The organism is Chryseobacterium sp. GTID13 (assembly GCF_056172655.1).
Window position 1 is genome coordinate 148,278 of record NZ_JAOCMB010000006.1, and the last position, 24,671, is coordinate 172,948.

A 24,671-nucleotide genomic window follows, 5' to 3' on the forward strand; every position below is an offset into this window, starting at 1 on the left:
AGAACCATAACTAAGCTTACTATTTATTTGATTTCTCTTTCTTATAATTATAATGATTAATCAAAATCCTGATCTCATTAAACTCAAAATCATTTGGCAAAGCATTCTTCCACTCGGTTAAAGTTTCGTGAGGATTTTTATAGAACTCATTTTCAAAGGCTTTGATCTTATCTGAAGTAATTACTCTTGAAATATCAAGCAGTCCCTGTTCTGCAAATTTGGCAAGATGACCGATCACAGTTTCTTTTACAAGACCTCTTTCCAAAGCAATTTCTCCGATGGTTTTCCCCTGCTCAAATAATTGGAAAGTGAGAACCTGTGAAGGTACTTTTGCAATCTTTAAACTGATTTCTTTATCATTTTTTTCATCTAAAAGTTTCGTTTCCAGCAAATGGATTTCTTTCAGACTGTTCAGGTATTCTTCGGTATCTTCCAGCCAGTTCCTGAATTCTTCATTGTACTGTTTCAGACCTTTTGCCCCTTTAATTTCTGCATAAAATTCTTTCAGCGGATTAAAAACCTTGTCCCTGATTTCTGTAAAAAAGAAATTAACCGCTCCTTTGGTTTTACTTTCAATATCAGACCATTCTTCCTTGTTTTCAATGAAATTATTCACTTTCTGGGAGATCACTCTTTCCAGCTTTTCGAAGATTTTCCCAAGGTTGGTGGTTTCATGTTTCAGCTGAAGATAAAGCTGATTGGTCTTTACATGATCGATATTTTTTGTGGTGACTGAAAGTTTATTCCACTCTTCCACTTCATTTAGAAACCACAGGCAGTTTACCGTACGAAGTACTTTTTTGATGCTGTAATCATATTTTTCACGGTTCAGGATAGCTTCTACATTGTCATTGGCTAAAGTACTTCCCTGGAACTGCAGAATCCTGTTGTCCTTGAAAATAACTTCAGGTGTGATTTTGGATTTCAAAACAATTCCTTCCAATGTACGACATCTGGACAGTGCTACATAAACCTGTCCCGCTGTAAAGCTTTTCCCGGCATCAATGATCACCTTATCAAATGTCAGCCCCTGGCTTTTATGAATGGTAACTGCCCACGCCAGCTTGATGGGAAACTGCTCGAAACTTCCCAACACTTCTTCTTTGATGTTTTTTTCAGTATCAAGGAAATACTTTTTCTGTTCCCAGACTTCTCTTTTAACTGTTATTTCCCTTTCGCTGCCATCGAGAACCACTTTGATCTCATTATCGTCCAAAGCAGAAATTTCCCCCAGCTTTCCATTGAAATATTTCTTCTCACCGGTAATATCATTTCTGATGAACATTACCTGTGCCCCGACTTTTAATTCCAGAAACTGTTCGTTCGGAAACTGGTTTTCCTTAAAATCACCGAAAAGTTTAGCTTCATAGGTTTTTACGGTCAGATCAATTTCTTCCAGTTTTTCCTGGTTGATTTCGTCTGCCATCTTATTATGCGAACACAGATAGACGTAAGATTCTGTTCCTGCTTTAAAATCAGGATCGTACCTTCTGTTAAGTTCGTCAAAATCTATATTGGCTACATCTCCGTCACGGATGGCGTTCAGAATATCCAGGAACTTTTCGTCCGATTGTCTGTACACTTTAGTCAGCTCAATCGTCAGTAGCGGAATATCTTTAATAGCATGACTGTCGAAGAAAAAAGGTGAATCATAGCATATCTTTAAAATATGCTCGTCCCGCACCACAGGTGGAAGCTGATAAAGATCTCCAATGAACAGCATCTGTACCCCACCGAAACGCTGGTTGTTTCTTCTGATAAATCTCAATGAGAAATCCATCATATCAAGAACATCAGCCCGCAGCATGGAAACCTCATCAATAATAAGAACTTCCACTTCCCTTAAAAGCTTAAGCTTATCTTTTCTGTATTTAAAATGTGGCATCAGGTCGGCAATATTATTCGCCAAACTTCCATCAATACGGTCGGTAGTAGGTAAAAAAGTCCTTAAAGGCAGCCCAAACATGGAATGGATAGTAACTCCTCCTGCATTAATTGCAGCAATTCCGGTAGGAGCAACCACAATATACTTCTTTCTCGTTTTCTTTACAAATTCATTAAGAAAAGTAGTTTTCCCGGTTCCTGCTTTCCCTGTAAGAAAAACGCTTCTGTTCGTATGCTCTATTAAGTCAAAAAAATGATTGTTCATTGTGCTTCAAAATTACGGAAATGAATTTGATTTTCTTACCTTGGCATAACTTTTGAAAATTCTTTAACAGAAAAGAAATTATAATGAAAAAAATTTCATATATACTCCACTATTAGTATTATGCACTGTGTTTGCCCTGGTTTCATGCAATACATCCAAGAACGTTAATACCAATCTGCCTAAAGATATTTCTGAAAGACCAGCAGATGAAGACAGCCAGAAATATGAGCAGGCACAGCTGGATAAATTAAAAGCATCCATTGAATCTGAAGCATCCAGAGAAAAATGTACCAATGCCTCCGAATGGACGTTTGCCCCGATGGGAGCTAAAGCCTGTGGCGGACCTCAGCAATATATTGCCTATCCTAAAAAGATAGAAACTACCATTCTTCCAAGAATTGAGGAATATACTCAGAAGGTAAAAGCCTTCAATGAAAAATATAATATTACTTCCGACTGTATGATGGTAATGCCGCCTACATCCGTAAAATGTATTAACGGAAAAGCACAGCTTATAACAGCGGAACAATAAAGAAAAAATCAAAGCAAAGGTTTGATATCCTGTTGAATCTTCAACATAAAAAACTCACTCAGGAGTTAATACTAAGGATCAAAAAAAGCTCTGTCGTTATGATGGAGCTTTTTTATGGTGAATCGTGAATTTTGCTTCGCAAGTGAATGGGAGTTTTTAGAATTAAGAGTCAAGAACCAAGAATCAAGATGCTAGATGTCAGATTTCAGATTTCAGATTTCAGACATCAGACTTTCATTGTGAGTTTGGAAACCCGTACCTGATAACCTGCAACAATTAACCTCGTATCCCGCACCTTCTTTACCCCTCAAACTTCCAGATTTTCCTTATACCACGAAGAATATTTCACATAATTATCTGCAATCCTGTTTACTTCACCTTCCAATAGCTGGGCAGAAATATCTTTAATTTTCCTTGCGGGAACTCCGCCCCATACTTCTCCTGATTTGATGTGAGTTCCCTGCGTCACCACAGAACCGGCTCCTACGATAGAATTTTCTTCTACCAGGCAGGCATCCATAACAATCGCTCCCATACCGATCAGTACATTATCTTTAATGGTACAGCCATGAACGATGGCATTGTGTCCGATGGAAACATTATTCCCGATCTCCAGAGGATGTTTCTGATAGGTACAGTGCAGCATGGCATTGTCCTGAACATTTACCTTATCCCCCATTCTGATATAATGCACATCTCCCCTGATCACTGCATTATACCAGATACTGCAGTCTTTTCCCATCGTAACGTCCCCGATAATGGTTGCCGTTTCTGCCAAAAATGTACCCTCTCCTATCTGAGGTGTTTTTCCTAAAAGTTCTTTTACAATTGCCATAATATTGATTTGATAATTTGAAAATGAGTCAATTTGAAAATAATAAGGCCTGCAACAGCTATTTTAAACTTCCAAGTTCGATTTTTAAATAACCGTGATAGCAAAAATCTAATTTCCAATCTCCGACTTCTAATTTCTAATTGCGTATTTTTGTATCTCAAATTTAACGAAAAAATGCGTACGATACTTATAGAACCAACTGAAAACACGAAAGTGATGAAATTTGTCGCGGATTATAACCTGATCCCGGGATCTTTAGAGTTGGACAGAAGTTCAGATATTTCAGAAATTCCTTTAGCCCAGGAACTTTTCAATTATCCTTTTGTGGAAAGAATTTTCATTACGGCCAATTTTGTAGCTGTAGCGAAACAGGACACGGTAGAATGGGAACATGTAGCTGAAAGCCTGAAAAACGTTATCGAGGATGAACTATTGGCAAATCCAAGAATTTACCTTCAGAAAAAAAGGAACTTTACCAGGTCTATGCGGAAATGACCCCTAATCCCAGCGCGATGAAGTTTGTTGCCAATAAACTTCTTATTGAAGGCTTTGTGGAAGTAAAATCAAAAGACGGAGCAGAAGGTGTTCCTTTAGCTCAGGCTATTTTTAATGAATTCGATTTTGCAAAGGAAGTTTTCATTTCCGATAATTTTGTGGCTGTAACAAGAGATGACTCTGTGGAATGGCACCAGGTAATGATGCCTGTACGTGGTTTTATTGCTGAATACCTTCAGAACGGAGGGAAATTTCCAACCTTGAGCCTCAGAAGCATGAAAATCCTGTTGAAAAGATCATCAACAGAGAATATACGGATGACGAACAGAAGATCTCAGATATTTTAAATGAATATGTTGCCCCTGCAGTAGAAAATGACGGTGGTAAAATTTCCCTGATGGAATATGACCAGGAAAATAAAACAGCCAAAATGCTTTTACAGGGAGCCTGTTCAGGATGTCCAAGCTCTACCGCTACTTTGAAAAACGGGATTGAGAATATCTTAAAACAATTTGTTCCGGACTTAGTGGAAAAAGTGGAAGCTGTAAACGGATAATCGATTTTTACCATGCCACCCGGGAAAAATATTCTGATCATCATCGGAAGTGCTACAAAACATTCCAGCAATCAGAAATTAATAGAACAGGTTCTGGATCAACATCCGGATACTGATTTCAAAATCCGGGATGACCTTTCGGTACTTCCCCATTTTGATACTTCATTAACAGACAGCAATACACCCGATGAAGTGTTGAAAATCAGGAAGGAAATTGAAAATGCACACGGTATTTTATTTTCCACCCCGGAATATATTTTCAGTATTCCGAGCAGGCTGAAAAACTTACTGGAATGGTGTGTTTCCACCACTGTTTTTTCCGAAAAGCCGGTTGCTGTAGTAACAGCTTCTGCCAACGGAGAAAAGGGACATGAAGAACTGATCATGATTCTGAAAACACTTGGAGCCCGGACGGAGGACCGGCATCAGCTTTTAATAAAAGGCATAAAGGGAAAGTTTAACGCTAACGGCTTGGCTGAAAGTGATATCTTTGCCAAAGTATCAACAATGATAACAGATTTCGAAAACACTGTTTCTTAATAAAAATTAAAATATTGGATAAAAAAGGAATTTTACTGGTCAATCTTGGTTCGCCAAAATCTACGGCTGTAAATGATGTAAAGGAATATCTTGATGAATTTTTAATGGATGAAAGGGTAATTGATTACCGCTGGATCTTCCGTGCTTTGCTGGTTCAGGGGATTATTCTTAAAACAAGACCCGCCAAATCTGCAGAAGCCTATAAAACAGTGTGGACGGATGAAGGGTCTCCTTTAATCGTCATCACTGAAAAAATCCGGGAAAAGCTACAAAAAGTAGTGGATGTCCCTGTAGAAATCGGGATGAGATATGCACAGCCGAGTATTGAAGCAGGTATTCAAAAATTAGTTGATCAGGGAGTTTCAGAGATCGTTTTATTTCCGCTATACCCGCAATATGCGATGAGTACAACGGAAACAGTGATTGAAAAAGCAGAGGAAGTAAGGAAAAAGAAGTTTCCTAAAGTAAAGATCAATTATATACAGCCGTTTTACAACAGGGATATTTATATTAATTGCCTGGCAGAAAGCATTAAAGAAAAGCTTCCGGCAAATTTTGATGTTCTGCAGTTCTCTTATCATGGGGTCCCTGAAAGACATATTTATAAGACAGATCCTACAAAAACATGTAACCTTAACGACTGTTGTTCGAGAGATAATAATCCAAGCCACCAGTTCTGTTACCGTCATCAGTGTTATAAAACTACAGAAGCGGTAATTGCCAAAATAGGACTTCCAAAAGAAAAAACAATTGTTTCTTTCCAGTCAAGATTAGGAAAAGACAAATGGATAGAACCTTATACGGATGAAACATTAGAAACGATTCCGAAAAAGGGAGTGAAAAACCTGGCTATTGTTTGCCCTGCTTTTGTTTCTGATTGCCTTGAAACCCTGGAAGAGATTTCAGTGGAAGGTAAGGAACAGTTTCTGCATGGAGGCGGAGAGAATTTCCACTATATCCCATGTCTTAACGATGAAGACCGCTGGATAGAGGTGGTAAAGATTCTGTGTGAAGAAAAACTGAATGATTTCTACTTAGTTTAAGAGTGAAATCCATCAATAAATAAAAGGGCCACAAAATTTATTTTGTGGCCCTTTTTGGAGAAATATATTAAAATTTATTTTTTGATCAGGTTTCCTGCTTTCTGCCCATTAACCGTTACTACATATATTCCGGAAAGTATATTAGATGGAAGCTGAATATCTACTTTATTTTTACCATCTATAGTTTTGATTTTTTCAGAAACTTCTTTTTTCCCTGTTAAACCAACTAATTCTACAATTCCATTTCCTTCTTTTCCTTCAAATTCAACAGTAAATTTGTCGGTAGCCGGATTCGGGCTGATGGTATAAAGTACAGCCTGTGGTGCTGCTACTTTTCCTGCTGCGGAAGTTCCTCCTCCAACACCTACTGCATTCCATGCATTGGTTACCTGAGTAACTTCAGCTCCGCCGGCTCCGTATAGATCTGCTGCTGCCTGAAGAGAAGCTGTTCTTGCGTTGGCATAGGCAGAAGAAGAAGTAAGATAAGTCGTCAATGTTCTGTAAGCAATTGCTGCTGCCTTATCTAATCCGATTCCTGTAACATTATAAGCGAAACCATTATCATTTGTACCTGAACCTCCGGTTACTAACAGATAATACCAGAAATTAAGTACTCCTGAGTTGGTATGAACTCCGCAATAATCGTTATATCCCGGCAAATTTGGATTTCCCTGAGGAGTACAAGAGCTACTTGCATCCTTCCAGTAGGTTCCTTTGTAAGTATCAGGCTGGCTGTAAGCATTAGGATTAGCCATATCTCTGATTACATAACTAAAATCTTCCCCTAACTTCCAGCTTGCCTGTGTTGGTCTTGCCCAAAGCTCAATAGAATTTCCAAAGACATCAGAAAAGCCTTCATTTAAAGCTCCCGATTCTCTTTGATAAGCAAGGTTGGCCGTTTTTGAAGTCATTCCATGCGTAATTTCGTGACCACAAACATCAAGAGCAGTTAGCGGTTTGCCTCCGTTTGTAGTAGAACTTCCGTCTCCATAAGTCATTCTGGAACCATCCCAAAACGCATTAAAATAGTTGGTTGAGTAATGTACGTAAGATTTTATGGCAAAATTATTATTATCGATACTCTTTCTGCCAAACTTTGTATAAAGATAATCTAAGGTCATTTCGGCTCCCCAATGAGCATCAGTAGCATATTGGTCTTTGTTGGTGTTTACGTTATTCCAGTTGTTATCAGTATCTGTAAAGTCTACTGCAGCCGAATAATTGGTTCCTTTTTTCAGGTTGTATGTTTCTACAGCAGTTCCGGTATTTCTTCCGGTTTCTCTTAATCTGTAGCTTCCGTTATAAGAGTCAGCAACAATAGCTCTGTTTCCACTATAAGCTGTTGTAGCAGTTCCCGGAGCATTGGTTTCATGAATTAAAGCATTGATACCTAAAACCTGGCCGCTTTTAGCATCTACGAAAACGTATTGTCTGCTTAATGGTTTTTCTGCATAGATATCAAATTTGTAAGCAAGCTTTAAATCGGCAAGCTTTTCATCAGAAGGATCTGAATAGTACACCAGTTCTCCTTTTGGAGCAAAAGTGGCATTCGGGTTTTTGGATTCGTTTTTAAGGAATTCCTCTTCCTCTTTGTTCTGCCATTTATAAGATTCGGCACCTACAAAAGATAAAGCACTCTGTAATGCAATACTTTCAGAAATAGCTGCTTTCTTTTCTGCAGATGCAGGTGCTTTAAGGATCCATTTTCCGGTTTCCCCTACTACCTTGCCTCCTTTTGTCTGTACTGCCATCATTCCGTATTCTACAGGAATACCATTAATTGTCTGCTGGAATCTGTGGGTCTCAAAACCAAGCGCATCTTTTTCTGAACCTAATTTTAGACCTTCTCCCTGAGACACTCTCTTTGATGTTTCATCAAATAAAACCGGCTGACCTTTAAAATCCGGTCCGTTTTTATCGAACCTGATGAGTTCCGCATGAAGTCCGTTTTTACCGGAGATTAATTTTGATGGATTTTCCTGCCCAAAAACAAAGGCAGAGGCTGCAATACTGACTGCAAAGATAAATTTTGTTTTCATAAAAAATTATTTTGTTTGAACGTGAGAACGAATTTATATATTTTTCGCAAAGAAACAATGATACAAATAAATAAAATTTAAAAAATAGATTAAATGAGTATTTTTAATTTAACTATTTTTTAAAAACATTGAAGTTAATTCAAAATATTTTTATCTCTATAAAAATTATAGACTAATAATTTTTATATAATTCCACATTTTATGAAATATTTTTTTCGATATGCAATGCATAATATTGATTACTCTATCAATTTAAAGTCTCCCAAAACAAAATATTCATAATAATTCATGATAAAAGCAAATCAAAAAAAAAAAAAAAAAACATACCCCCCATAAAAAAACAAAACAATCTAAAAAAAACATAAATAAAACAAAATAACCCATAATTTTTCAACAATAAAATACAAATATTAAATATTTTTATTACCTTTACCCTATCAAACAGCTTCATTAACCCAAAAAATTAGAAATGATGAATGCAACAGCCAAAATTTTAGTCCATAAGATTGAGAATTTTACACCCGAACTGCTGGAAACCCTGGCAAAAATGGTTGACAATTTAGAAATCCAGAACAGATTATCTGTTCCCCAGTTTCAGATTGACGAAGTTTTGTACAGAATTCAGTTTCATCAGGAAAACCCAAAAACAAAACTTGATTTTTATGAAAATATTTCCGACCTGAAAATGAACTGTGCCTAAAAAATGAATGTTCTTCTCTCTTCTATTGCCAAAAATGACATAAGGCTGCTTATGCGTGTTTTTAATACGGAAAAAGAAAATAAAGGGATAGATTTTCTTGATGATCTGAAAGCATCTATTAATCAGATCCTGGCAAATTCAACAATAAAGTCCAGTGAAATTGCTGTGAATAAAATGGAAAACTTCCCAGTCATTATTCATTATGTTTTCGAAAACGAAGAAAATTTATTTATAACAGCTATTTTTAAAGAATTGAATTAAAAAACGACCTGAAAACTATTATTATATTTATATGCCACTGGCAAAAAACCTTATAGAGATTATAAGGTTTTTTTATGGAATGTGATCTTATTATTTTACAGGCGTTCTGAATTCACCATATCCCATCAGGCCGTCATAATTACGCCCGAAAGGCGCATAATACAAAAATGCCTGATACAGGTTTTCAGTCTGCCAGAAATTACCGTTTATTTCTCCGAAATTCAGAGATCCGTTGCTTTCTTTTGTAGCAAGGATATAATTATAGAACCCTTGTTTCAGAAATATTCTGGCTACATATTTCTTGTTGGCAGCATCGTACTGCATCTGGTTTTCTTTGCTCGGCTTAAAATCATTAAAACCTCCCAGTACATAAATTTCTTTATCTACAGGATCGGAATCTAAGGAAAAATAAACCCATGAATAGTCAGCTTCCCTTTCAGCGTTTCTTTCCAGTCCCAGATCATTTCTTCTGTAATACCATGCACCATTTACATCAGGCTGGTACTGATAATTAAGAGGAAAAGCCCAGACAGGATGAAGATAAGTCTGGTTAACCCCATCTTTCAGTTCTGTAGCGCTTACCATATCTGCCGCCATATTCATATTCTTATTGTCAAAATAATAGAATTCGTTATTGCCGGGGAATGTTAAGTTCATTTGCTGGAAAAGCAACTGATTTCCTAATGTAGAACTTGGTTTCATATTATTCACCACCACATTCGGATTGTTGTTCTGCATGACATTTAAGGTCATGGAATTAACATTGGAAGACAGGTCCCCTCCTTTTGAAGTAGCTTTCACTTCTACTCTCTGATTCACATTGGGATTTCTGGCGTCCGCGATTCTTGAAATGTTCAACGCAATTGTGGCCGCATCTTCTACCAGATAAAAACGTCTTTTAAAAAGTGGCCTGTCTGCTGAATCTTTATACACAATGATCTCATAATTCCCTGATATTTTCGGCTGTATTTTATCATTTGGGAAGCTAAGCTTGTAATGCGTGTAAGCCTGCAGGGTGTTGAAGGAATACTGGAACTGATCCAGAAGGTCATTCAGGCTTCCGGTGGCAAACTGGGTAAAAAACAGGTTGTCATCATTCCAGTTTCTGTCGTAATGCTTAATCGTATATCTGTAGATTTCACTGGCATTCGTAAGGTCATCAAAGCTTAAAACCAGCTGTTCACCGAATTTGATAACAGGTGTTTCATCGTTCGTCTGCGGATTGAATAATTGTATGCTCTGGATGTTCTGTCCAAAAACCAGTCCGCTTAAAGAAAGTAAAAGTATTCGCAAAGTTTTCATTATGACGAAGATAGCGAAAAATCAATTTTAAACCATAGAGGATGTGAAAGTTTTAGCATAAATAAATAACTTCAAAAAATAAAGACCTAATAAGAAAGAGACAGGAAATACCAACAATTATTCGGTGGATTTATTATACCTTTCAATACTGAAGAGACACAACATTTAAGTAATTAATTTTATGAGAAAAATATTTGATAGTAGTTATTTCTTTCCTGTCGTTTGTTTATTATTAATTCTAGCGTATTTTTTTGAATATATCTTCTCCGGTATTATACCTAATATAATTACATTATTAATATTAGAGTTGATTTATAATTTTGCAGTCCTATTTATCTGTATAAATTATGTCTCAAAAAGTAAATATTTTAAAGAAAATGTATGGATAAAACCTAAAGCAGGAATGTATACTCTAATAGTATTAATCGGCATATTTACAATCAAAACAATTTATGATCTTTTTAATAAATTGCTTTAGTAATATAGTAATTTTTCCAAAAAAAGAACTTAAAAATAAAGAAATGTATATTATAGAATTTATTATTGTCCAAACATGTTGTGTGTTTTATCTTAGATATTTATTTAAAAATAAAATTACATCAGGATCTGTTTCTGCGTTTGGGGCAATTTTATTACTGGAGTTATTAGCTATGTATAATTTATGGGTACACCAATCAGTTTTAGAAAACTTATTTAATTATATATTCTAAACAGCAGAATGACAAGAAATAAAATAGTTTTATACTATATCATTCTGAGCAAAGTCAAAGAATCTTTTATTATTAAATATTTCAATTAAAAATCAGCTCAAATATTTCAATACAGAACTTTTGTAACTAAATTTGTCTCCATAAAATATTATAATATGCTTCAGATTCAAGGCTTCGTATTCAATTTTGCCAGCGAAAATACCTATATCCTTTACAACGAGAATAAAAATGCCTGGCTGATTGACCCGGGAAATATGAACGAACAGGAAACCGGAGCTATTGAAAGCTTCATTTCTGAAAACGGGCTGAAAATCGAAAAGATTCTTCTTACCCATGCTCATATTGATCATGTTTTAGGATTACAGTGGGCGTTTGACACTTTTAAGGTTCCGGTTCATATGCATCAGGATGATCAGGAAGTACTGGATATGCTTCAGGCAAGCGGAATGAGATTCGGATTCTCTGTGGATCCCGTAAAAGCAGACATCGTATACGTAAAAGAAGGTGAAGAGCTTGAACTGGACGGGGAAAAGTTTAAAATTTATCATGTTCCCGGTCATTCTCCGGGAAGCGTTGTATATCACAATGAAGATCAGAAATTCATGATTTCAGGTGATGTCCTGTTTGAAGGCAGCATCGGAAGAACTGATCTTTATAAGGGAAATTATGACCAGCTGATCACCGGTATCACGAATAAATTATTCATTTTGGATGATGAAACCAAGGTTTTCTCAGGCCATGGAAATCCTACTACGATCGGATTCGAGAAGCAGTATAATCCGTTTTTTAAGTAAAACGCGATACGAGTTTCGGGGTACGGGATGCGAGGTTAATTGCTGCGGGATTCGGGTTTGAGAGTGGGAGAGTTTGAGATGATGAGAGTCTATGTTCTAATATGTTGAATGAAATCTCATATCTGAAGTCTAAAATCTTGACTCTTGGCTCTTGATTCTTGGCTCTAAAATTCACAATTCACAACCAAAATAAAACCGTCAGAAAAAATATCCTGACGGTTTTTTATGAAGAAAATATAAGTATTAAAAATCCAGGGTGATGGAAGCTCTTACAGCTGCACCCATGATTGGTCTTGCCATAATAGTTCCGTCTCCGGTTGGAGAACCGGCTCTTGGATCACCTTCCGTAATACCGATTGTATTAAAGATATTTGTTCCATCAACTGCAAAACGGATTTTTCCAAGCTGATAAGACATTCCGGCTCCAAATTCACTGAATGACGGTAAAGTCTGAACATTCAACTGATCCTGGAAACGTTTTCCATAGTAATTATAGCTTACATAGGTTCTCCACTGTTTTGTAATATTCACAGCCGGTGAAATATTAAAATACAGTTTTGGCATTCTTCTTACCACATTTCCTTCCAAAAGGCTTCCTTCTTCCAATCCACTATATTTTGGATTCTGAATGGTTCCGTTGAAAGTAAGTTCCAATATATTGTTAAACAATCTTGCATACCCTTCAAGCTCAACTCCATAGTTTTTAGTATTGGCAAAGGTATTTTCTGAAGTTCCATTGGAAAATACGTCTGTAAATGACAGATTTTTAAGTGTGGAATAAAAAGGAATCACTGCAACATCAAATGTACGGGAATAATACTTATACCCCACTTCTACCTGATTGGTTAATACAGGCTTTAAAGGCTGGTCAGGATTAGGAGTGGTGAAATAATTGTAATAAGCCTCTTCATTTGGTGATCTGAATCCGTGAGAAAAACGGGCGTAAACCGCATTTTCCTTATTGATTTTATAGTTCGTTGCCAAAGTATAGGAAACCTTATCAATGTCATAACTCCAGTAATTATATTTATTTCCCAGAACACTCATATTATCATCTGCTGTTGTTGTAGCAAAGCTATGTGTTCCATCAGTAGTCAGGCCGGAATTATTCAGGTTTGCAGTTGTGGTATTTACAGAATATCCTTTGTAGAAATCACGGCTATAACGAAGACCTGCATTAATGCTCAGATTATCTGTAACATTATAATCAAAATTTGCATACAGATCATTCAAACTTCCCTGAACCTGGGAGTCTCTTAACAGGAAAGACATATCCGTAACTCCGTTATAAGTTTTAGAATAACCTGTAGAATTTGGAGTAAGAGAAGTATCAACTAAATTAAGAAGCTGTGGTTTATCTGTTGCTGTTGTCAGAATATTACTCCAGTTCCAGTACTGATGAGATTTCCAGTTTGATTTATAGAAACCGGCTGTTACATTTCCTTTGTCAAATTTATAATTGAACTGAAGATCATTCACAAAATTATTCATCTGCTTATCAATAGCCCAGAAGCCCAGTTCCTGAACAAAAGCCGGATTTACAACTGCTCCGCTGCCTACTAATGAATATTGATAATTATTTCCGGTTATTCCATTAGCCTTTGCAAAGTCTGCTCCGGTTTGAGGACCTCCTGCCGGGAAAATCCCTGTATAATTCATATTGATATTGGTATACCTTGTTTTGTTTAAAACAGAGAAGTTATTTCCAAGATCATATTTAAATTCAGCTCCTAAAACATCAACTTTCGGATGAATTCCGTCTTCCAGGTTTCTGCTGAAAAAACCGCCTCCTGCCTGAGGAATATTCAGCTGGCTGATTGTTCTGTAGCTGTAAGTTCCGTAGTTCGGATCAAAACCGGAGAATTCTTTTAAATCGTTTCCGTTTTGGGTCAGAGGAATCGGTAAGAAAAAAGTGTTTCTGTCATCCAGTTTTTTGTAATATACTTTAGCATAGCCTTTATCGAAGACGTATTTAAGGTTCATTCTGATCTGCCCGCCGTTATTGGCTCTGAAACCCGTTTTTCTGATTCCATTATCCGTTCGGTAGAATCCGCCAACATTAAAAAACAATTTATCCTGAACTAATGCACCGCCTACGTTCAGATCGGTACGCATAAGGCCGTAAGTACTGGTTTCCAGCTTGGCTGTTCCTTTAAAATCATTACTCCCTTCCTTAGTAATAAAGTTGATAAGACCACCGGGAGAATTATTGGCATAAATGGAACCTGAACCTCCTCTCAATGCTTCCAGACGGCTCACTGAATTATCCACACGGAAAAAATTATCTGCATTGGCAAACTGAAGCGCTCCGTCTTCAAAAACCGGAAGACCGTCTTCCTGCACCTGCACGAACTCATAAGCTCCGGCAGAAGGAATACCTCTTGCAAAAAGATTGTTCCCTACTTCACCTCCTGAAGTCTCAACGGCAAAACCCGGAACCCTCTGTAAAAGTGCAGCAGCACTGATAGGATTTTGCTTCTGGATTTCTTTTGCGGTAAAAGTGGAAATAGCCGTACTGGATTCTATTTTCTTTTTCGGGCCTGAGTTTCCGGTAATAACGATCTGATCTATGGAAGACGTCTTGATAGAGTCCTGGGGCATTTCCTGGGCATACGCATTGTTAAAATAAAGCGTAGCCGTGGCAGCCATTAAAAATATCGATCTTTTTTTCATAGCATGATTTTTATATAGTTAGTTTTGTTTCAATTTGAGATAAACCCCATTGGTCCATCCGAATCCGTCCTGATTCGGATATTCTCCACCCCCTGCAATGGTTTCTGTGTCCAGTGCGTTATATTTTTCCATTAATTTACCGGTGTTGCTGTATACCCTTTCCACATTTCCGCACCAGTTGTTTTTTATTTCATCAGCCAGCTTATCGAAGCCATAGTTTTTCATTGCTTTAAATCCTAACCATTGGTAAGGTGCCCAGGCATTCGGAAGGTCCCATTGCTGTCCGCTTTTTTTGTAGTAGTTACAAGTCCTCCCTGATAAAGAAATTTATCCGAAATACTTTTAGCAACAGCTTCAGCCTGCGTTTGATCTGCCAGTCCGAGAAATAAAGGGTAAAGAGCAGCAATATGTTCAGACGGTGTGTTTTTGTGTTTTTTTAAGTGATAATCTTTATAACATTCAGTGTTTTCATCCCAAAAGTAGGTATTGATCATCTGTCTGCGTCTTGCTGCTCTTTCAGTAAAATAATTTTCTTTTTCTGCCAGGTTCAGAAGCGCTGAAGATTGGGCTAAAGTTTTCTCCAGATGCCATAAAAGGCTGTTAAGGTCTACTTCTGCTATGTTCAGCGTTTCTATCGTCTGTATATGTTCTCCGTCTGCAAACCATCTGCTGGAAAAATCCCAGCCGGATTCACAGGCACTTCTTATATTTCTGTAAAATTCCTCATCCGTGTTCTCACTGTCTTCAATATCAATCAGGTAGCTTTCAGGTCGTGGGGCATTTTCTGCATCATAATACCGGTTCAGAATATCCCCGTTTTTTGTTTTTGCCACTCTTTTCACTGCGGAATCATTTTCCAGCCATTCTTCCCCGTTCATCCAGAAAGCATATTCTTTCTCTAAAGTGTCATGATATTTAGTGTAAATACTCTCATCATTTGTCGTTTCAAAAAGCAGATCCAGCATCAGCGAAAAATAGGGCGGCTGGGAGCGGCTCAGGAAATGAGTCCTGCTTGCATTCGGAACAAAACCGACATTCTGGATTAAATACGAACAGTTTTCCACAATATTTTCCATCATTTCTGTTCTTCCGGAAACCTGTAACCCAAGCATAATGAAATAGCTGTCCCAATAGAAGAACTCATTAAAACGGCCTCCCGGAACGATGTACGGCTTTGGAAGTTTCAACAGTGTACCTTTTTCTTCATAAGCTGTACGGGTCAATTCGTCCCAGAGTTTTTCGATATGCTGGTCAATCGGCAGCTGATCTTCTCTCTGAATTGAAATTCTGGCTCCGAGAAAATCGAAATTCTTCATTACAAAATCTTTCAGATCAAATCCTGCATCTCCTTTTTTCTTTTCATATTCCGCATTGATCTCCGAAACAGGAAACATAGGAACTGCATCGGTCATCATCTTCTGATCTTCAAAGATTCTGGCTCTCTGCACATCGTCAAAAAGAACCTGGATTTCGTTTATGTAAAGCTGTTTATTCATTATTATTTCTTAGGATTTATTTTTAATTTATTCATGAAAATGGCTGAAATAATCAGCAGTGAAAGCGGTATCAGTGAAAGATAAAATGCCTGCTGCCCGCTGAATTCCTGAAAGACAAAACCCGTAATCATAGATCCTATTGTACCTCCAATGGCAGAAAAAACCACGATGAGTCCGGACATGGCACTGTGCAGATATTTTGGAATGGATGCCAGAATCACAGAATTGATACTTGGATAAATCGGTGCCAGCAAACCACCCATCAACGGAAATAAGTACACTACAAGCGGAGCATTGAACCAACCGGTTCCCTCACTGATCTGAATATTATGGGTTAATGGCAGAACCAAAAGTATGCTGATGGCAAAACCGATCACACAAAAGGAAACCACATAGATCCAGCTGAATTTCTTGGAGAAAAATCCGGATAAAAACCTGCCCAGAGCAAAAGCCCCGGCTAAAACAGCGCCGGCCTGAATACTCATGGAAGTAGGCAGCTTTAAAATTTCTTTATAAAAAGTAGGCGTCCAGGTCTGAAAACTCTGCTCCACCAATACGAAAAGGAAAGCGCATAGAAGAAAAAACAGTACTTTTTTATAGCTGAACAAGCTGATGCTGTTTTTAAGGTCTCCCAGCAAATCCGTTTTCTCACTTCTGGCTTCACTCTCATTTAATTTTGAGAAGAATAAAAACAGGAATGATAATGCCGAAAGTGCTCCCAGTACCCAATATACATTCATCCATTGGGTAGATTTCGGGTTATGATCATCTATAAATAAACTGAAAAGTACATTTCCTGCCAGGACACCAATCATGAAAAAGCCTTCCAGAAAGCCCATAAAGCTTGAATGCTCCTTGTCAGTATTGGTTATCAGGCCAATAGAGGTAAAAACGGAAATTTTTATGAGCGCAAATGAAATTCCTACAATGGTAAATAACAGTTTGAAAAACCAGAAATCATTGGCAAACGGCATCACAAAACACATTCCGCTCACCAGAAAAAGAGCGATGAGCATGGAGTTTTTAATCCCTATTTTGGGCAGAAACGATGCCAGGATAAAGGAACATATGGCAATCGGAAGATCTTTAAAGCCTTCCAGAACACTGGCTGAAGATTTTGAAATTCCGAAGTTTTGCTGTACCTGCAGAATAACAGTTCCCACGGAATTCAGAAGAATTGCGAAAACGAAATAATTTAAAAATAATACAGCTTTTATATTGAAATTTTTCATGGAGATCATTTCTTGCCGGCTAAGATAGAAGCATTTAGCTTAACATTAATTTAACACAATAAATCAATATTTGAACTATATTAATATAATTCGTATTTTTATTGAATAAATACGATTAATGAAATGAAAGTTAGTTTTGAAAGAATAATTCCCAATGAAAAAAGCTCCTTCCGCACGCTGCACAACAATTCGCCGATCTCCGAATTCAAATGGGAATATCATTATCATCCCGAAATTGAACTGGTGTGTGTGATTTCCGGGAACGGAACCCGCCATGTCGGGTATCATAAAAGTAATTATACGAACGGGGATCTGGTATTGATAGGCTCTAATATTCCCCATTCCGGATTTGGACTGAATTCTACGGATCCTCATGAAGAAATTGTTCTGCAGTTCAAAGAAGAAGTTCTTCAGTTTCCACAGCAGGAAGTAGAAGCGAGATCTATCAAAAATTTGCTGGAACTTTCAAAATATGGCATCCACTTTCATTCTAAAATAAAAAAAACAATGCTTCCCAAGCTGAAACTGATCCTTGAATCTGAAGGCTACAAAAGATATCTGCTATTACTTGAGATTTTATTTGAACTTTCCCAATGCAATGATTATGATCTTCTGAACAAAGAAATTATGCCGTATACCATTATCTTAAAAAATAAAACAAGGCTGGAGAATATCTTTACTTATGTGGAACATCATTATGACAAGGAAATCAATATTGAAGACGTAGCCAGAATTGCGAATCTGACTCTCCCTGCTTTCTGTAATTTCTTCAAAAAAGCGACCCAGATTACTTTTACGGAGTTTGTGAACCGTTATCGCATCAATAAGGCCTGTCTGCTGATGTCGCAGGATAAGAGTATTTCAGAGTGCAGTTACAGCTGCGGGTTTAATAATGTAACGTATTTTAACCGGATGTTTAAAAAGTATACGCAGAAGACACCTTCTGAATTTATAAAGAATTTCTCCCACAATAAAGTGAATGTAGATTTGAAGATTGAAAAAGAAGTGAAAGTTACAGCTGGTTTTTAGAATTATGCAATCCTCTTTTCGGTTGTCATGCTGAGCGGATTCGAAGCATTTTTCATTCAAAAATGTATTTTATTTCCCGCAGATTTCACGGATAACACAGAGGTTTGTGTATAAAAAAAGCTGCTCTAAAAAAGAACAGCTATATTATAAGTAAGGTCAAAAACTTTAAACTTTAATATTTAAACCTTAAACTTTGAACTTTAAATTTTATTACTTCCACTTAATATTGCATCCCATGCTTGGTCTTTGGATTTCCTCCTGCGGCTCGCCTAATAAAAGGTTTTCAAAAGCAATGATAAGATCTTCCCCGGTTACATCTTTATTGTTCCCCGGTCTTGAATCGTCCATTTGTCCTCTATAGATCAGGTCAAGTTTATCATCAAAGAAATAGAAGTCCGGTGTGCATGCCGCATCATAAGCTTTTGCTACAGCCTGGCTTTCGTCATATAAATAAGGAAAGTCAAATTTTCTCTCAATCTGGAACTCGATCATTTTTTCCGGAGAATCTGCCGGGTATTTTTCCACGTCGTTAGCATTGATTGCAATGAATTCAATTCCTTTATCATTATAATCTTCATACAGTTCGTTGATCTTGTCGATCACGTGAAGTACAAACGGGCAATGGTTGCACATAAAGATCACCAGCGTTCCTTTTTCTCCTTTCAGCTCGTCCAGAGACTGAATTTCGTTATTTTTCGACGGGTTCGGAAGCTCAAAAAAGGAGCTTTGGTTCCTAGAGCCAGCATATTTGAGGGAGTATTCATATCCTTTATTCTTTGCCCACAAAGATAAAGTTTCTTTTAATACAAGCCAATCCGGGAATTTATAAACTTGCGTTAAATGTTAAATATCAAATTTCATTTGGAAGATATGTTTAAAAGTTTGTAGTTTTGCTAACACTGTTAGTAAATAAAAATCATGGGCTTACACGAACGCCGTCAACGAGAGAAAGAATCCATCCGTGCAAATATTTTGCAGGCTGCTTTCGGTTTGGCTAAAACGGAGGGCTGGGCATCACTGTCGATGCGTAAAATAGCAGATGCTATTGAATACAGTGCTCCTGTAGTATATGATTATTTTGAAAACAAGGAAGCTATTTTATATGAAATTTCCATTAATGGTTTCCATTGTCTTCACATAGAATTATTAAAAGCACAGAGAAAATTTGACACTCCGGAAGAGCAGCTTATTGCTATAGTGGATGCTTACTGGGACTTTGCTTTTAAGAATAAGGAATATTATCAGCTGATGTTTGGTTTGGGAATGCAGTGCAGCGGTAAAGGCCAGATGAAGGAAGAATTTTCTTCATTCCAGGACCTGATCTATGAATGTACCTACAACATTATCAAGAAGAACGGAAACAATACAGAGAACGCCTGTCATATGTCTCACGCTTTGTTTTCAGCGGTACATGGGCTGATCTCTATTATGATGATGCGAAATGCGGATATCCCTTCTACAATGAATAAAACAACTCTGGACGAAACGGTTTCTGCTTTTGTTAAGTCTTTGTAAATTTTTTTGAATTTATAATTAACACCGTTAGGAAAAATAACATCGAATATCAGTACAATATTCAATTAAAAAAACTAAAAAAGTAACAATGAAAACTATTATCCACCATTTGCCAGGAAACTCCGTTTCTTCACTTAACACCGTTAGATAAATTAACACACAATTAATACACCTCATTATATATACATATCCAACATTAAACAGGCAACTATTATGAAAATGACGATCTGACTCCTTTATTAAAAATTCTGAAATTTTTTTGAATCTATCATTAACACCGTTAGAAAAAATAACAGAATTTATTAAATGAACATTATTACTTAAATCTAACACTTCATTAAAAAAATTAAACCAACAATGAAAATACCTGGAAAAATAAGGTTTATCGTACTTATATCTAGTATTATCCTTTTGCAGAACTGCACCAAAGCAGCAGAAGGTTCCAATGCGGCACCGCCTGCACCGGAACTTCCGGTTTATACCGTGATCACATCTCCAGCTACAACATATCAGGAATTTCCTACCGCACTGGAGGGTAAAAATAACGTAGAGATCAGATCTCAGGTAGACGGATACCTGGACAGGATCTACGTGGAGGAAGGTTCTTACGTAAGAGCCGGACAGCCTCTGTTTAAAATAGATTCAAGAAGCTATGGCGAACAGGTAAATATGGCTCAGGCCAACCTTCAGGCTGCCAATGCCAATATTGAGAAAGCCAGAGTGGAAGTAGACAGACTTCAGCCGCTGGTAGCCGCAAAAGTAGTTTCTGACGTGCAACTGAAAACAGCAAAAGCTAACTATGCCGCAGCCGTTGCCGCAGCATCACAAGCCAGAGCATCAGTAGGAAGTGCAAGGATCAATGTAGGATTTACTACGATTACAGCACCGGTAAGCGGATACATCGGAAGAATTCCTTACAAAAAGGAAGCCTGATCTCAAGAACAGATCCTAATCCATTGACTTTACTATCGGATATCAGCGAGATCTATGCATATTTCTCTTTAAGCGAGCTCGATTTTATTGCATTTCAGAATAAATATCCGGGAGCAAGCCTGGAAAAAAAACTGAAAAATATGCCGATGGTAGAACTCGTTATCGCCGACAACAGTATTTACCCAGAAAAAGGAAAGATGAGCATTGTAGACGGACAGTTTGACAAAACAACCGGAGCTATAAGTGTCCGCGCTGTTTTCCCGAATGCACAGGGAACTCTGAGAACCGGAAATACGGGAAGAGTACGCATGCCTCAGATGCTTTCCAACGCTGTCGTTATTCCGCAGGAATCTACCTTCGAAATTCAGGATAAAACCTATGTGTATATCTTAGGAAAAGATAACAAGGTAACCAGCAAACCGGTTAAGATCTCAGGAAAAACATCAGGCTATTACTTTGTATCTGAAGGTGTTACTCCAGGCGAGAAAATCGTGTACACAGGAATCGGGAACTTAAAAGATGGTGTTTCTATCAAGCCGAAAGCCATTTCATCCGACAGCCTGTTGAGAGCTAAACCTTTGTAATCCATCCCGATACAGAAGACTTAAAAAAATAAACTTCTTATGTTAAAACAATTTATAGAAAGACCGGTACTTTCAACGGTCATCTCCATCATACTGCTATTGCTGGGAGCACTTTCGGTTTTCAATCTACCGATTACCCTGTTCCCGGACATTGCACCGCCAAGTGTTCAGGTAACCGCATTTTATCCGGGAGCGAACGCAGAGGTTGTGGCAAGATCAGTAGCTACGCCTATTGAAGAGGCGGTAAACGGGGTTGAGAACATGACGTACATGACCTCCAATTCCAGTAACGACGGTACTATGACGCTGAGCGTCTTCTTCAAGCAGGGCTCTGATCCCGATAATGCTGCCGTAAACGTTCAGAACAGAGTATCCAAAGCTATGAGCCAGCTTCCTCAGGAAGTAGTTCAGGCCGGGATTTCAACCCAGAAAGTACAGAACAGTATGATCATGTTCATGGGATTAACCAGTGAAGATCCCAAGCAATATGATGAGCTGTTTCTGCAAAACTATCTTAAAATCAACATTATCCCTCAGATACAGCGTATTCCGGGTGTTGCACAGGCTCAGGTTTTCGGAACCATGGATTATTCCATGAGAATCTGGCTGAAACCAGACCGTCTGGCAGCTAACAATCTTTCTCCACAGGAAGTAATGGCAGCCATTAAAGATCATAATCTTGAAGCTGCGCCGGGACGTCTTGGACAAGGAAGTAAGGAAACTTACGAATATATTTTAAAGTATAAAGGGAAATTAAACCAGAACGGAGACTACGAAAATATTGCAATTAAAGCCAATAATGACGGTTCATTCTTAAGATTAAAAGATGTAGCCAGAGTAGAATTCGGTTCATACACTTATACTGCAACTAACAGAGTTGACGGGAAGCCGGTAGCAGGATTCGCTATTCTGCAGACGGCAGGTTCAAATGCCAATGATATTCTTTCTGAAATTGAAAAACAGGTAGATCAGTTTTCAACCACGCTTCCGAAAGGAGTAAAACCGATCATTATGTACAATTCCAAAGACTTTTTGGATGCGTCTATTCATCAGGTTGTTGAAACTTTAGTTATTGCATTTATCCTGGTATTTATTGTAGTATATATCTTCCTTCAGGATTTCAGATCTACATTGATCCCCGCGATTGCAGTTCCGGTTGCCATTATCGGTACCTTCTTCTTCCTGCAATTATTTGGCTTCAGTATTAATATGTTGACCCTGTTTGCATTGGTACTCGCCATCGGGATTGTAGTGGATGATGCCATTGTTGTGGTCGAGGCCGTCCATTCCAAAATGGAACATACCGGAATGCCGGTAGAACAGGCAACCACGAATTCCATGAGTGAAATTTCCGGAGCCATTATCTCCATTACTTTGGTGATGTGTGCCGTATTTATCCCGGTTGGTTTCATGCAGGGGCCTGCAGGAGTTTTCTACAGACAGTTTGCCTTCACATTGGTAATTGCCATTATGATCTCCGCAGTAAATGCATTGACTTTGAGTCCTGCTTTATGTGCTTTATTCCTGAACGATCCTCAGGGCGAGCATGGAGAACACGGTCAGAAAAAGGCTTTGGAGCGAGATTCTTCAACGCATTCAATGTGGCCTTTAATAATATGACCAGAAAATATATCTACAGCCTTAAATTTTTAATCAAAAACAAATGGGTGGCTGTAGGAGGTTTAGCGCTTATCATTGCAGGAAGTGTTTTCTTGATTAAAAAAGCTCCGACAGGATTTATCCCGACAGAAGACCAGGGATTCGTTCTGTATGCTGTGAATACCCCTCCGGGAAGTTCACTTGAAAGAACCAACAGGGCTACGGAACAGATTGATAAGATCGTAAAGAGCGAAAAAGCCATGAACCACCTTTGGGTAGCGGATGGGATGAACTTCATCAGTAATGCAAATGCTTCCCCATATTCCGCAGGTTTTATTAAGCTTAAAGATTATAAAGACCGTGGTGAAATGAAAGATCCGGATCAGATTGCAGCTGCTTTAACAGGTAAGGTTTCACAGGTAAAAGATGCCAATGCATTCTTCTTCAACTTCCCTACCGTACAAGGTTTTGGTAACGTTTCAGGTTTTGAATTTATGCTTCAGGATAAAACCAACGGTTCTTATGAACAATTGGGAGCAACCACACAGGCCTTCATCGGGGAGCTGATGAAACGTCCGGAAATTGCCTTTGCATTTACCACCTATGCTGCCGGAAACCCACAGTACACCATCGATGTAGATACGGATAAGGCCAATCAGCTGGGAGTTTCTGTAACAGAGCTTATGCAGACCATGCAGATTTATTACGGAAGTAGTTTCGTTTCAGATTTCAACAGATTCGGGAAATACTACAGGGTAATGGCCCAGGCAGATGTTCCTTACCGTACGGATGCCAATTCACTGGAAGGGATCTATGTGAAAAACAACACAGGTGAAATGGTTCCTGTAAAGACTTTAGTGACTTTAAAAAGAACTTTCGGGCCTGAAACCGTAACAAGAAATAACCTGTTCACAGCCGTTACCATTAACGGAACTCCAAAACCGGGTTACAGTACCGGAGATGCCATTAAAGCAGTAGAAGAAGTAGCCCAAAAATCACTTCCGAGAGGCTTCGGATATGAATGGACAGGAATTACCCGTGAGGAAATTAAAACAGGAGGCCAGACAGCATTCGTATTCCTTTTAAGTATACTGTTTGTGTATTTCCTATTGGCAGCACAGTATGAAAGCTATATTCTTCCGTTTGCCGTTATTCTTACAGTTCCTACAGGGATTTTCGGAGTATTTGCATTTACGGGATTAGCCGGAATCGATAATAATATTTACGTTCAGGTAGGTTTGATCATGCTCGTAGGATTATTGGCGAAGAATGCGATCCTTATTGTGGAATTTGCCGTTCAGAGAAGGAAAGCAGGAAAAACATTGATTGAATCGGCACTTCAGGCTTCAAGATTGCGTCTGAGACCTATTCTGATGACCTCATTTGCCTTCATCATCGGGATGCTTCCATTGGTTTGGACCCAGGGTGCTGCGGCAAAAGGAAACCACTCTATCGGAATCAGTACCGTAGGCGGAATGTTTACAGGAGTAGTATTCGGGATTTTCATTATTCCGGTGATGTATGTGATCTTCCAGTATCTGCATGAAAAAATGCCAAGCAGAAAAAAGAGAAGACTTCTGAAAAAACAGCAGGAAGAACTTTTAGCAGCGGCTCATTAATAAATAAATGATGTACAAAACTTTGAGATATTAAA

16 protein-coding genes and 4 pseudogenes are annotated in these 24,671 nt (G+C 38.0%); 11 read left to right on the forward strand and 9 right to left on the reverse strand.

Going from position 1 to position 24,671, the window contains the following annotated elements; genetic code table 11:
- Positions 1-19 precede the first annotated feature (19 nt).
- Complete coding sequence (locus N4G44_RS16935; RefSeq protein ID WP_474928483.1) at positions 20-2,149, reverse strand: helix-turn-helix domain-containing protein; 2,130 nt, start codon at positions 2,147-2,149, stop codon at positions 20-22.
- Between the two features lie 127 nt (positions 2,150-2,276).
- On the opposite strand from N4G44_RS16935, the gene N4G44_RS16940 reads away from it, so the two are divergent.
- A complete protein-coding gene (locus tag N4G44_RS16940) occupies positions 2,277-2,681 on the forward strand; it encodes a hypothetical protein (protein WP_474928484.1) in 405 nt (134 codons plus the stop codon).
- Between the two features lie 307 nt (positions 2,682-2,988).
- Here N4G44_RS16940 and N4G44_RS16945 read toward each other — a convergent pair whose 3' ends face one another.
- Entirely contained in the window at positions 2,989-3,516 is a 528-nt protein-coding gene (locus tag N4G44_RS16945; protein ID WP_260542615.1) for a gamma carbonic anhydrase family protein, read from the reverse strand.
- A gap of 174 nt (positions 3,517-3,690) precedes the next feature.
- Between N4G44_RS16945 and N4G44_RS16950 the strand changes: the two are divergent.
- From N4G44_RS16950 to hemH, 3 genes and pseudogenes are all read left to right on the forward strand, one after another.
- Positions 3,691-4,567: pseudogene (locus tag N4G44_RS16950) on the forward strand (NifU family protein).
- A 12-nt stretch (positions 4,568-4,579) separates the two neighbouring features.
- Positions 4,580-5,107: an NADPH-dependent FMN reductase gene (locus N4G44_RS16955; RefSeq protein WP_474928485.1), complete on the forward strand. Its 528-nt coding sequence runs from the start codon at positions 4,580-4,582 to the stop codon at positions 5,105-5,107.
- A 14-nt stretch (positions 5,108-5,121) separates the two neighbouring features.
- A complete protein-coding gene (gene hemH, locus N4G44_RS16960) occupies positions 5,122-6,150 on the forward strand; it encodes a ferrochelatase (protein WP_474928486.1) in 1,029 nt (342 codons plus the stop codon).
- A gap of 74 nt (positions 6,151-6,224) precedes the next feature.
- Here the strand turns inward: hemH and N4G44_RS16965 are convergent, their stop codons facing one another.
- Positions 6,225-8,189 carry a M4 family metallopeptidase gene (locus N4G44_RS16965; RefSeq protein WP_474928487.1) on the reverse strand — a complete coding sequence of 655 codons (1,965 nt, stop codon included), beginning with the start codon at positions 8,187-8,189 and terminating at the stop codon, positions 6,225-6,227.
- Positions 8,190-8,658: 469 nt separating this feature from the next.
- On the opposite strand from N4G44_RS16965, the gene N4G44_RS16970 reads away from it, so the two are divergent.
- Positions 8,659-8,889: a hypothetical protein gene (locus tag N4G44_RS16970; RefSeq protein WP_474928488.1), complete on the forward strand. Its 231-nt coding sequence runs from the start codon at positions 8,659-8,661 to the stop codon at positions 8,887-8,889.
- 3 nt (positions 8,890-8,892) lie between these two features.
- Entirely contained in the window at positions 8,893-9,150 is a 258-nt protein-coding gene (locus tag N4G44_RS16975) for a hypothetical protein (protein ID WP_474928489.1), read from the forward strand.
- 90 nt (positions 9,151-9,240) lie between these two features.
- Here the strand turns inward: N4G44_RS16975 and N4G44_RS16980 are convergent, their stop codons facing one another.
- The gene (locus N4G44_RS16980) at positions 9,241-10,452 is read right to left on the reverse strand and encodes a type IX secretion system plug protein (RefSeq protein WP_474928490.1); all 1,212 of its coding nucleotides are present in this window, start codon (positions 10,450-10,452) and stop codon (positions 9,241-9,243) included.
- A gap of 865 nt (positions 10,453-11,317) precedes the next feature.
- Here N4G44_RS16980 and N4G44_RS16985 point away from each other — a divergent pair.
- Positions 11,318-11,956, forward strand: coding sequence for an MBL fold metallo-hydrolase (locus tag N4G44_RS16985; RefSeq protein WP_474928491.1), 639 nt, complete (start codon positions 11,318-11,320; stop codon positions 11,954-11,956).
- 243 nt (positions 11,957-12,199) lie between these two features.
- Here the strand turns inward: N4G44_RS16985 and N4G44_RS16990 are convergent, their stop codons facing one another.
- From N4G44_RS16990 to N4G44_RS17005, 4 genes are read right to left on the reverse strand one after another with little or no spacing between them, the layout of a single operon-like run.
- Complete coding sequence (locus N4G44_RS16990; RefSeq protein ID WP_474928492.1) at positions 12,200-14,629, reverse strand: TonB-dependent receptor; 2,430 nt, start codon at positions 14,627-14,629, stop codon at positions 12,200-12,202.
- A gap of 18 nt (positions 14,630-14,647) precedes the next feature.
- Positions 14,648-14,956 carry a trehalase family glycosidase gene (locus N4G44_RS16995; protein ID WP_474929026.1) on the reverse strand — a complete coding sequence of 103 codons (309 nt, stop codon included), beginning with the start codon at positions 14,954-14,956 and terminating at the stop codon, positions 14,648-14,650.
- A complete protein-coding gene (locus tag N4G44_RS17000; RefSeq protein WP_474928493.1) occupies positions 14,866-16,125 on the reverse strand; it encodes a trehalase family glycosidase in 1,260 nt (419 codons plus the stop codon). Before N4G44_RS17000 ends, N4G44_RS16995 begins: the two co-directional genes overlap by 91 nt.
- 2 nt (positions 16,126-16,127) lie before the next feature.
- Positions 16,128-17,357, reverse strand: coding sequence for an MFS transporter (locus N4G44_RS17005; RefSeq protein WP_474928494.1), 1,230 nt, complete (start codon positions 17,355-17,357; stop codon positions 16,128-16,130).
- 123 nt (positions 17,358-17,480) lie between these two features.
- Here N4G44_RS17005 and N4G44_RS17010 point away from each other — a divergent pair, with 123 nt between their 5' ends.
- The gene (locus tag N4G44_RS17010; RefSeq protein WP_474928495.1) at positions 17,481-18,386 is read left to right on the forward strand and encodes an AraC family transcriptional regulator; all 906 of its coding nucleotides are present in this window, start codon (positions 17,481-17,483) and stop codon (positions 18,384-18,386) included.
- A 210-nt stretch (positions 18,387-18,596) separates the two neighbouring features.
- On the opposite strand, the pseudogene N4G44_RS17015 reads toward N4G44_RS17010, so the two are convergent.
- Positions 18,597-19,150: pseudogene (locus N4G44_RS17015) on the reverse strand (thioredoxin family protein).
- A gap of 154 nt (positions 19,151-19,304) precedes the next feature.
- On the opposite strand from N4G44_RS17015, the gene N4G44_RS17020 reads away from it, so the two are divergent.
- The 3 genes and pseudogenes from N4G44_RS17020 (at position 19,305) to N4G44_RS17030 (ending at position 24,636) form a co-directional block, all read left to right on the forward strand.
- Positions 19,305-19,901 carry a TetR/AcrR family transcriptional regulator gene (locus N4G44_RS17020; protein WP_040998246.1) on the forward strand — a complete coding sequence of 199 codons (597 nt, stop codon included), beginning with the start codon at positions 19,305-19,307 and terminating at the stop codon, positions 19,899-19,901.
- A 357-nt stretch (positions 19,902-20,258) separates the two neighbouring features.
- Positions 20,259-21,418: pseudogene (locus N4G44_RS17025) on the forward strand (efflux RND transporter periplasmic adaptor subunit).
- A gap of 39 nt (positions 21,419-21,457) precedes the next feature.
- Positions 21,458-24,636 (forward strand): annotated as a pseudogene (locus N4G44_RS17030) (efflux RND transporter permease subunit).
- Positions 24,637-24,671: the final 35 nt, after the last annotated feature.